Source organism: Gilliamella bombi, assembly GCF_900103255.1.
Classification (GTDB): Bacteria; Pseudomonadota; Gammaproteobacteria; order Enterobacterales; family Orbaceae; genus Gilliamella; species Gilliamella bombi.
Map to the genome: position 1 here is coordinate 162282 of NZ_FMWS01000014.1, position 11007 is coordinate 173288.

The 11007-nt window shown below is 32.1% G+C and carries 11 protein-coding genes and 1 pseudogene; 6 read left to right on the plus strand and 6 right to left on the minus strand.

The genetic code is table 11. The features are described from left to right. Positions 1–456: 456 nt before the first annotated feature. The 3 genes and pseudogenes from B9N71_RS03290 to rhlE all read right to left on the minus strand — a co-directional run. Positions 457–765 (minus strand): hypothetical protein, encoded by a 309-nt coding sequence (locus tag B9N71_RS03290; protein WP_085164088.1) that lies wholly within the window; start codon positions 763–765, stop codon positions 457–459. Between the two features lie 85 nt (positions 766–850). Continuing rightward, positions 851–1186, minus strand: a complete 336-nt coding sequence (locus B9N71_RS03295; protein ID WP_085164089.1) for a YggL family protein — start codon at positions 1184–1186, stop codon at positions 851–853. A 55-nt stretch (positions 1187–1241) separates the two neighbouring features. Further along, positions 1242–2519, minus strand: a pseudogene (rhlE, locus tag B9N71_RS03300) (ATP-dependent RNA helicase RhlE); the annotation flags it as partial. 300 nt (positions 2520–2819) lie between these two features. Between rhlE and nikA the strand changes: the two are divergent. The 6 genes from nikA to B9N71_RS03330 are packed head-to-tail and all read left to right on the plus strand — an operon-like array spanning position 2820 to position 9139. Next, a complete protein-coding gene (nikA, locus tag B9N71_RS03305; protein WP_085164091.1) occupies positions 2820–4385 on the plus strand; it encodes a nickel ABC transporter substrate-binding protein in 1566 nt (521 codons plus the stop codon). Positions 4386–4407: 22 nt separating this feature from the next. Further along, positions 4408–5352 carry a nickel/cobalt ABC transporter permease gene (gene opp1B / locus B9N71_RS03310; RefSeq protein WP_065589797.1) on the plus strand — a complete coding sequence of 315 codons (945 nt, stop codon included), beginning with the start codon at positions 4408–4410 and terminating at the stop codon, positions 5350–5352. Continuing rightward, positions 5349–6179: a nickel/cobalt ABC transporter permease gene (opp1C, locus tag B9N71_RS03315; protein ID WP_085164092.1), complete on the plus strand. Its 831-nt coding sequence runs from the start codon at positions 5349–5351 to the stop codon at positions 6177–6179. The genes opp1B and opp1C overlap by 4 nt, the downstream gene beginning before the upstream one ends. Beyond that, complete coding sequence (locus tag B9N71_RS03320) at positions 6176–7030, plus strand: ABC transporter ATP-binding protein (RefSeq protein WP_085164093.1); 855 nt, start codon at positions 6176–6178, stop codon at positions 7028–7030. The genes opp1C and B9N71_RS03320 overlap by 4 nt, the downstream gene beginning before the upstream one ends. Continuing rightward, positions 7031–7810: an ABC transporter ATP-binding protein gene (locus tag B9N71_RS03325; protein WP_085164094.1), complete on the plus strand. Its 780-nt coding sequence runs from the start codon at positions 7031–7033 to the stop codon at positions 7808–7810. 3 nt (positions 7811–7813) lie between these two features. Next, positions 7814–9139 carry an MATE family efflux transporter gene (locus tag B9N71_RS03330; RefSeq protein WP_085164095.1) on the plus strand — a complete coding sequence of 442 codons (1326 nt, stop codon included), beginning with the start codon at positions 7814–7816 and terminating at the stop codon, positions 9137–9139. Positions 9140–9294: 155 nt separating this feature from the next. Here the strand turns inward: B9N71_RS03330 and B9N71_RS03335 are convergent, their stop codons facing one another. The 3 genes from B9N71_RS03335 to B9N71_RS03345 all read right to left on the minus strand — a co-directional run bounded on the left by B9N71_RS03335 (position 9295) and on the right by B9N71_RS03345 (position 10705). Then, entirely contained in the window at positions 9295–9624 is a 330-nt protein-coding gene (locus B9N71_RS03335) for an MmcQ/YjbR family DNA-binding protein (RefSeq protein WP_085164096.1), read from the minus strand. A gap of 176 nt (positions 9625–9800) precedes the next feature. Beyond that, positions 9801–10232 (minus strand): hypothetical protein, encoded by a 432-nt coding sequence (locus B9N71_RS03340; protein ID WP_034910507.1) that lies wholly within the window; start codon positions 10230–10232, stop codon positions 9801–9803. A 266-nt stretch (positions 10233–10498) separates the two neighbouring features. Then, positions 10499–10705 carry a hypothetical protein gene (locus B9N71_RS03345; protein WP_034910630.1) on the minus strand — a complete coding sequence of 69 codons (207 nt, stop codon included), beginning with the start codon at positions 10703–10705 and terminating at the stop codon, positions 10499–10501. Between the last annotated feature and the right edge of the window lie 302 nt (positions 10706–11007).

Below are 11007 nucleotides of genomic sequence, written 5' to 3' on the forward strand. Positions count from 1 at the left end.
GTGTTGTGTTGTGTTGTGTTGCTTCTTTCATTCTACCATAACCTATTCAATATTTCAAGTAATTGTTTAATATAATATTTTTATATAGTGTATCGATTAATTTTTATAAAATCATTTTTGTTTTAGATAAAAAAGAAATATAGTAACTCACTAAAACAAGCCTATATTGTAAATAAAAAATAACATCATTTAAATATAAAATGCTGACCTTTTTGTTAAGATTTGTAAATATTAGCTTGGATATCTTTTACTTACAGTTGGAAAGAAAATTATAAAAAAGCAATGCATATTAAAGTTGTAATATCATCCGTTGATAATCTATCATTGAAAAAAATAGCTGTACCAATATATAAAGCGATTTACTATTAAATAATTTAAAAAATTTTAGTAGCTATAATATAACCGCTAATGTAATTATTTTTATATACCAATAATTTTTATAAATTCTTATTTATGTTAACGGCTTGCATAAATGGAAATAACATCGCCAGAATCAATATCTATATCAACATTTATATCATCTATAACTATTCCGCCTGCCCCAATGTCCATCCAATTATCTTGCGTTATCTCTTTCGAATAAAAACTTATTGTATAACAGCTAAATCCATTATTTATTCTTATATAATTATTAAAAGATATATAAAAATGATCGATATCGTATTTATATTTGGTCACAAATTCGCTTTTCTTTGCTGCTTCTATCGCTTTGAATAAAAAAGGCGTATACTTTTTATCAAGTTTAAAAATAGTACCTTCGTTCATTATATAAGTACTCCTTACCGAAATACTATATTGTACTTGAATAGCCACACCAGTGACTATTTTATATTTAGAGATCACCAATAGATTAGAATTCTAATTCATCCCACCAAATATCGATAAGTGGGCTAGTTTTAACACTTTTTAGACCGTGTTCGTTTAGCCATTTTGTGACAATGTCACGATGTTCTTCGGTACAATTGCCTAGTTTTTGGGTGCAAATAATCCCTTTCCAATTTAAATAACCACTCCCCTCATAAGCTAAACCATTGGGTTGAACAGCCTCAAGAATAAACTGATCGACAATATTATCTAAAGTTTCTTCAGTTGTACCTTCTTCAAACGACCAACTAACGGTAAAACCTAATTCTTTAAACTCTTCAATGTGTAATTTTTTTCGTAAACGTCTGCTGCGATTTACCATAATAATTTCCTTCTTATTAAATATAAGTTTGCTTATTTTTAGTGTGATTATGTTTATTGGAGGTTTTCACACCATTTTGATTGGATTGCGACGATCGATTTGAAGATGAACTTCTTCTTTTTGCTGGCGCACGCCTTGGTGGCGATTTTTTTACAGGTTCAGCTTTAATTTTTGGATCAACTTCAAACCCTTTGGTTGTTAATTCTGGAATCGTTTTTTTAACCAATTTTTCAATTGCTTTTAATTGTGGCAATTCATCAATGCACACAAGCGAGAGAGCTTGCCCTTGATTCTGCGCTCGACCTGTTCGACCAATACGATGAACATAATCCTCAGCAACTTGAGGGAGCTCATAATTAACAACGTAAGGTAATAACTCTATATCAAGACCTCGAGCGGCAATATCTGTGGCAACCAATGCCCTAATTTGTCCGCTTTTAAAATCAGCTAATGCTTTTGTACGAGCTCCTTGGCTTTTATTCCCATGAATAGCTGCTGATTTAATGCCATCTTTCGTTAATTGTTCCGCTAAATGATTTGCACCATATTTGGTTCGTGTAAAAATTAACACTTGTTGCCACTGATTTTTACCGATTAAATAAGACAGTAGCTCACGCTTACGACGTTTATCAACTCGATGAACATATTGAGTAATTTGATCTGAAGCACTATTGGTTTTTGCTACAGCAACAGATTCAGGTGACTGCAAAATAGATTGAGCCAAAACTTTTATTTCATCCGAAAAAGTTGCCGAAAACATTAAATTTTGCCGTTTTTTAGGTAGCTTGGCAATCACACGACGAATATCATGTATAAATCCCATATCTAACATGCGATCAGCTTCGTCCAACACCAGTATTTTAATCGTTGACAGATCCACCGCATTTTTTTGCTGTAAATCAAGCAATCGCCCTGGTGTTGCAATTAAAATATCCACACCACCACGCAATTTCATCATTTGTGGATTAATACTCACTCCACCAAAAACTACTAATGAACGAATGGGCAAATAACGACTATAATCGCGAATATTTTCACCTATTTGCGCAGCCAGCTCACGCGTTGGGGCTAAAATCAAGGCATATAAAGGACGTTTGCCTTTTTTAGATTTTGGATTATTAGCTTCTTTTGCTTGCTGTTCAATAAGTTTTTGTAATATTGGTAAACCAAACCCTGCCGTTTTACCTGTTCCTGTTTGTGCACTCGCCATAAGGTCTTTACCAGATAAGATTACAGGTATAGCTTGTTGTTGAATGGGAGTTGGATCGGTATAGTTTTGTTCTTGAATTGCTTTTAAAATCTCAGTATCTAAACCAAGAGAGCCAAATGACATGAAATGTATCCTAAATAAATAAAAAATAAATTATTCATATGTATTATAAAGCAATTCAATAATATTTGTTTGATTATTTTGTAAATTTACTTATCGACTATTATGTATACTAATCCAAATTTTAAAATATTACACAAATCTTTACTTAAAATTATTGGAGCACCTTTAATATATAAATATGTTATAAAAAAGAGTATTGATTTGAATTGTGTTTACCTATTAAGATAGATAAATGATATTTATTATCATTTGCAATTATGTTAATATTTGACTCTTTAATAATAATTTACTGGATTAAACATGCTTTTAAACTTTAGCCACATTAAAAAGTTATTAATTGTCTCAATTTTATCGCTTTTTAGCTTTAATTGTTTTGCAAAAGATGATATCACTTTTGCAAACTTCCGAGATATACGCGATTTGAATCCACACCTTTATGGAGGTGAAATGTGGGCTCAAAATATGCTCTATGAGTCGCTTGTTCATTATAATCAAGATGGCACATTTTCTCCTTGGCTTGCCGAAAGCTGGGCTATTACAAACCAAGGAAAAACCTATACGTTTAAACTGAGAAAAGATGTTACCTTTAGTGATGGTGTTAAATTCGATGCTCACAGTGCAAAATTAAACTGGGATGCAGTCCTGTCAAATAAAGTGCGCCATACATGGCTTGAAATGGTACGTTTAATTACTGAAGTCAAAGCGGTAGATGATTATACTCTTCAAGTTAATCTGTCAGAGCCTTACTACCCGTTTTTGATTGAAATTGCAGTAACCAGACCCATGCGCTTTATTTCACCGAATTCAATGATCGATGGTGAAACAAAAAATGGCGTTAAATCTTATATTGGTACAGGCCCTTATATTTTAGGTGATCATAAAAAAGATCAGTATGCTGTTTTTAACGCAAATCCTAACTATTGGGGTGAGCAACCAAAACTGAAAACTGTTACCATGAAAGTTATAGCAGACAACCAAAGCCGTTTAATGGCACTTGAAAAAGGTGAAATTGATTTAATTTATGGTAAAAATATGGTGGATGCCGATTCATTTGAACGGTTTTCAGAAATTGATAAATTTCAAACATTAATGTCAAAACCTGTATCAAGCCGTATCGTATTGATGAATACCACTCGACCCGCTTTAAGCGATGCTAATGTGCGCCGAGCAATCGAACATATCATAAATAAAAAAGATATTTCGGAAGGTATCTTCAATGGTAGCGAAGCGCCAGCTGATACATTAATGGCTACTAATATTCCTTATGCAAATATTGGGTTAAAACCTTACGAATATAATATTAAATTAGCCGAAGAACTACTTGATAAAGCAGGTTGGCTAAAACAAAAAGGTCAGAATTACCGTCAAAAAGATGGCAAATCATTTGAAATAACTCTTTATTATGATAGCAATACTGCATCTCAAAAAACTATCGCACAATATATGCAAGATGAGTTTGAACAGGTTGGTTTAAAACTTAACATTCATGGAGAAGAAGAACAAGGTTATCGTGATCGCCAAAAAGCTGGTGATTTTGATATGGTATTTGATATTTCTTGGGGAATGCCTTATGACCCACAATCTTTTATGTCTGGCATGAAATTACCAGTATATGGTGATTATATGGCACAACAAGGATTGAAAGAGAAAGCTCAAATTGATGCAAGCATTAGTAAAGCATTAATTTCAACTGATGAAAAAGAACGTCAAGATCTTTACCGTTATGTGCTTGAAACATTGCATAACCAAGCGGTCTATATTCCGTTAACTTATGAACGCAACCGAGCTATCGCCATAAAATCACTAAAAGGTATTGAATTTGCTCCTTCGCAGTTTGACATTCCCTTTGAGAAAATGCATTTTTAATTTATTTTGTTAGTTAGTAATAATGTTAAATTACTTTTTTAAACGTTTAATTATGATGATACCGATTATTATCGGTATCTCGTTTATCGCTTTTCTACTTATTAATTTAGCCCCTTCTGATCCTGCTGAAGTAGCATTACGTTTAAATGAAATTATGCCCACGCCTGATGCTATTGAAAGTATGCGCCTAGAGTTAGGTTTAAATGAACCATTTTGGAACCGTTACATCAGTTGGTTATATAACGTTTTTCAACTTGATTTTGGTCGTTCTTTTGTACATCGAGATAGGCTAGTATTAGATGAGATCATTCGAAGCTTACAACCAACACTGCTTTTAGCATTATCTTCATTTATTTTTACGTTGATTATTAGTCTGATCTTAGGCATTTTATGTGCCATTTTTGTTAATTCAGTTTTTGATCATATTTTACGTATTATAATTTTTTTAGGCACGGCTATGCCGAGCTACTGGCTTGGGCTTTTATTTATCTGGTTTTTTGCTAATTATTTAGATTTACTTCCAACTAATGGATATGGCACATGGCAAAATCTAATCCTACCAACTTTAACGCTATCATTCGTTTATATTTCAACCTATATTCGTTTTATTCGTAATAACATGCTAGAAAACATGCGTAACTACTCCGTTTTTTATGCACGTAGCCGAGGACTAAAAGAACGAACAATTATTCTTAAGCATGTATTAATCAATTCGTTACATACCACTATTACCGCATTAGGGATGACAATTCCGCAATTAATTGCTGGCTCATTTGTGGTTGAATATATATTTTCCTGGCCAGGACTTGGACGGTTATGTATTGCAGCTATTATGAATCGAGACTACCCCGTTATCCAAGCTTATATTTTAATTATGGCAATATTATTTGTGGTATGTAATTTTATTGTCGATGTTATTCATCATTTACTAGATCCTCGTTTACGTGATAATGGTGGTTTGTCATGAATGTACTTAAGCAGGTTTGTAAAAATAAAACTGCATTATGTTGTTTAATTATCATTGCAACTATCATTATATTAGGTATTTTAGCCCCTTATATTGCACCATTTGATCCCAATAAAGTACGTATTATTCGTAAATACGCCCCAATGTCTGCTCAACATTGGTTAGGTTGTGATCATCTTGGACGTGATATTTTTTCAAGACTACTTTATGGCATTCGCTCCACGTTATTTTTATCATTATTAACCATGATTATTACCATTGTTATTGGTGCAATAATTGGCCTAATTTCAGGTTATAAACGAGGTAAACTTGATGAGTGTATTATGCGTTTATGCGATATTATGCTCTCTTTTCCTAGCCAAGTAATGATTCTTGCTATTGTAGGCGTACTTGGTGTGGGTATTGAGAACGTTATCATTGCCAATATTATGGTCAAATGGGCTTGGTATAGTCGTATGATTCGCAGCTCGGTTATCAAATATAGCCGTAAAAACTATATTTTATTTTCCCGAGCAATTGGCGCACCACATTCATTTATTATTCGCCGTCACTTATTACCAAATGTAATGTCAGAGTTAGTTGTGTTAGCCACACTAGATACTGGTTGGGTAATTTTAAATATTTCAGCTTTATCTTTCATAGGGCTTGGCATACAAGCACCAACTCCAGAATGGGGACTAATGCTAAGTGAAGCAAAAAACGTTATGATGCAGCATCCTATGCAAATGCTCTACCCCGGAATTGCAATATTAATTGTGGTTGCTGCATTTAATATGCTTGGTGATTGTTTACGTGACATTCTTGATCCTAAGGAAAAAACAGCATGAATAATAAATTACTTGAGGTTAAGAATCTTACTGTAACACTGGATAATGGCAAAACACTGCTTAATGATATCTCCTTTTGCCTTGAGCATCATCAATGTTTAGGTATTATGGGCGAAAGTGGCTGCGGTAAAAGTTTAACTAGCAAAGCTATTATCGGTTTATTAGAGCCCTACTTTTCGGTTCAAGGCAAAGTTTTATTTAACCCTAAACAGTCTAAAATAACATTACAATCAAATGGTGATTTATTAAAACAAAACCATGAAACATTACGCCATATTCGTGGCAATGCTATTTCGGCTATACTACAGCATCCAATGAATGCTTTTGATCCGCTTTATTGTATTGGCAATCAAGTGGTTGAAACGTTATTGGCACATCTGACAATTAGTAAAAAACAAGCTATTGAAAAAACATTAACTATGATTGCTGACATTGGTCTTAATGATCCAAAACAAATCTTTAAGAAATACCCGCATCAGTTAAGTGGTGGCATGTTACAACGAATCATGATCGGAATAGCATTAATGCTTGAACCTGAATTAATTATTGCCGATGAACCAACCACAGCGTTGGATTCTATTAGTCAACTTCATATTCTGCAATTATTAAAAAATATCAAACAAAAATCGAAAACAGCAATGATATTTATCTCGCATGATTTAAGTGTTATTCACCATATCGCTGATCATATTATTGTAATGAATCAAGGCCAGATTATAGAACAAGGTAGTTGCGATCATATTTTTTATCATTCTAAAAATGATTATACACGTTACTTAATTGATACTCGTAAACAGTTATTAGCCAAATTTAACGACGTTATCCACCCAAATAGATTGGAGACTATCTAAATGACGCCGTTATTACAAATTAATAATCTCAAAAAATCTTTCTTACAACCTAATCAAGGTTTATTTAATCGCAAAAAAACGCCAATTATTAAAGATGTTTCTTTGTCTTTATACCAAGGCGAATGTTTAGGTATTGTAGGAGAAAGCGGAAGCGGTAAAAGTACACTTGGAAAACTAATTTTGGGGCTTGAAAAACCTGATAGTGGCAAAATTTATTTTAATGGGCAAGATATAGGACAACGTGCATGGCGAAAGTCTCCAATGCGACGAGAAATAAGCGCTGTGTTTCAAGACTACAACACTTCAGTTAACCCTTATTTTACCGCTGCTGAAATTATTGCCGAACCCATTTATATTTATGACAAACTTACTGCAAGCCTACTTAAAAAGCGAGTAATTGAACTATTAGAACAAGTAGGATTAAATGAATCATTTTATCATCGATTTCCCCACGAAATGAGTGGTGGACAATTACAACGTATCTGTATTGCACGAGCAATTGCCTGTTCACCTAAATTTGTTTTATTTGACGAGGCAGTAAGTTCACTTGATATTACTGTTCAAACTCAAGTTTTATCGTTATTAGTTGATCTGCAAAAACAGTTAAATTTAACAACCATTTTTATTACACATGATTTAGCGACTATCACTTATCTTTGCGATCGGGTGATCTTCTTTTATCAAGGACAGATTGTCGAACAAGTTGATAAAATAGCCAATTTAAATCAGGTTAATAATGTTTACTCTAAACAACTTCTTAAATCTATTTTAGGTTTTTAAATTATGGCAACTCAATCTATCGTTAATAAACAATATCGTTTTAAAGATTACTTAGCGTTAGTTATTCCGTTTATTATTTCAACTATTACAACTCCATTACTGGGCGTGGTAGATACCGCATTGGTTGGACATTTACCCAATCCAGCCTTTATTGCAGGCATTGCTGTTGGCGCTGTTATTTTTAATACTATTTATTGGCTTTTTGGCTTTTTACGAGTTAGTACCACTGGTTTTGCAGCACAAGCATTAGATGACCCGTTACTGTTGCGAGCATCTTTAATTCGCCCTTTATTTATAGCTATATTTTTAGGAATTATTTTTATCATTTTTCAACAGATGATATTTTCTTCCTCAATGCACATTATCAAACCTAATGAAGAAGTAAAGCATTACGCGGATATTTATTTCTCTGTCTTAATTTGGGGAGCACCGTTTGTCCTTATCAACTACGTTTTAGTTGGTTGGTTAATGGGAATGTCTAAAGTAAAGGCTGTGCTATTTCTACAAGTATTAATTAATCTGCTTAATATTATTATGGCAGTAATTTTTGTTTGGGGCTTTCATTGGAATGTGCAGGGAGTTGCCTTTGCAACACTAATTGCCCAAATAATTTGTACTTTGTTAGGCATTTGGTTTATTTATCGTAATTTACCGAAATCCAATCAACAAACTGATTTAAAATCGATACTATCTTGGCAATCATTAAAAGGAGTGATTTTAGTTAATACCAATTTGATGATTCGTACCATTTGTTTATTAATCGTTACCAACCATTTTATCTCGATTGGTTCGAGTTTTAGCACCGAAGTGTTAGCTGCTAATGCCGTTTTGTTTCAAATTCACTATTTAATGGCTTATTTGTTTGACGGGTTTGCCAATGCCTCAAGCGTATTTAGCGGTAAGGCGAAAGGTACTAAAGATATTAAGTTATATAATCAAACCTTACATTGGTCACTGCAAGCTTGTATTATTTGTCCTCTAATATTAATTGCTTTATGGTTTGGATTTAATACAACAATTATTAAATTATTAACCAATCAAACCGAAATCATCACAATCTGTTTGCAATATCAATATTGGCTTACTATCTTTCCTATTGTGGTTGCTGGTGGTCTTATCTATTATGGCGTTTTTTCTGGGATCAGTTACACTTCTTCTATTCGTGATTCTATGATTCTTGCCTTAATTTTATGGCTGATATCACAATATATCTGTGTACCAATATGGGGGAATAATGGATTATGGCTTTCTTATATTTTATTTAGCTTAGGTAGAACTTTATTTTTAGTAATGTGGGTAAAAAATTCTAAAAGATATATACTAAACTAAATAACCAATTATCTTTTAAAAGTCTAAAGTATTTATACCGTTCAAAGCATTAATTAAATAGTTATATAAAAGATAATACAAAGCTTTTGTTTCTGAATTAACCTGTTGTGTAAGCAACTATACCATTTTATATTTTTTAAAATATATCATATATTTTAAATAGTTAAATCATAACTATGGTTTAATAAACTTACGATTTGTTCAAACGGCACAGAACCGTCGAGCATTATTGTGATCCAGTGATTTTTATTCATATGATATGCGGGTAATATATCTGAATTAATTTTTATTATAGAAATTAATTCAGGATCAGATTTAACATTAATTATTTCCACCATATCTTTTGAATTTAGACCTAACTTATTCTTTCCCACTGACATAATTAACCCCAACCATTTAGCATTAGTTTTATGTCTAATAACCTGATAGTTAGGATAATTTTCAAAAGGGTAGTCAATTGAATGTTGTTCAAAGTATGAGCATATTCAATTAATTTATTCTTAAGGCTTATTGTTATTTTTCTTTTTCAATTCACCCAATCTAATACAATAATATAAACAGCTTATTTAATATATAACATGCTAATTAAGCCTTATAAAATCACTGTTATACATAATAATATCAAAATAAGGTGTCAACAATAGCTATAAATTTAACCTATTTATTTTTGTTCTTTACAAATTTCATCTATTGATAACGTTGCTGGCACATTACGATCATCATTGAATTGAAAACGAAATAAAAACCGAATATCATAAGCACGTAATACTTCAATCACGTCTTGCTTATTACAAAATTGAGCATTAAGCCCAAGCCTGATATTTTCTGTAATGTCTACTATTGATACACTTTGGCTATCGGTCGGCATATTATATTCAAAAACAATATTATTAAGGTTACCAAAAATGTTAGTTATTTCATAACCCGCATCCACTTTAACCGGAAATTCGCCACCTTCACCTAATATCGACCTTTTTGCACTATCAGCAAAAGCTTTAGTTATGTTTGCTGATGGTGGTAATTCAGCACTATACGCATTCGAAATTGTAAAAAGAGCAGAAAGTAACACTGCCAATTTCATTAGCTTTTTCACTTCAATATTCCTTACTTTTAGATTTAACAGTCATATTGATTTTATTATAAAAAACATCTAAATGAAAAACAAATCAAATAAATTCACGACAAAATAAGCGGTTTATAAAATAACTATATGAAAGAATTGATATTTATACTTAATAGTCATATCGTTATACATACGTCACAATTAATTGCTGACAACTAAAAAATATCATTTTAAATCGATACAATCAAAAAAGGTAACCATATTGGCTACCTTTTAATAGCATTAACTGAATAAAATTACTTTTTATGTGGATGAGGATCTTTAACTGAATCACCCTGTCCAGACATAATATACCAACCATTTTTGCTGTGCGGTTTTTTATTATAATCAGGGCAAGGAGGTAACGATTTCTTACTTTGGTTAGAATAAATATAGCCACAGTCAGCGCACTTATAAGTGCCAGACGAAACATCACTACCGTATGGAGCAAATTTTTGTACCATTATAAGTCCTCCTAATAAATTAGTGATAAACCCAATGCTTATCACTGTTATATCTAAACGCTGATTTAAGAAAAAAGCAAGTGTAGTTTTTTAAAAATTGCTCAATAAACAAGTCTTTTTAGGTGATATAAAAACCATCAGGTATAGTATTGATTTTATTAAATTTTTATTTATCAGTTGCCAAGCTGTTGGTTAATATTTCTAATTCTACAGATATATCTGAAATAGAAATCAAACAAGTTGTGTAACTATCCCCTAAAATAGTACAACAAAAAAGTAGAAAATTTGGAATGGCAACACAT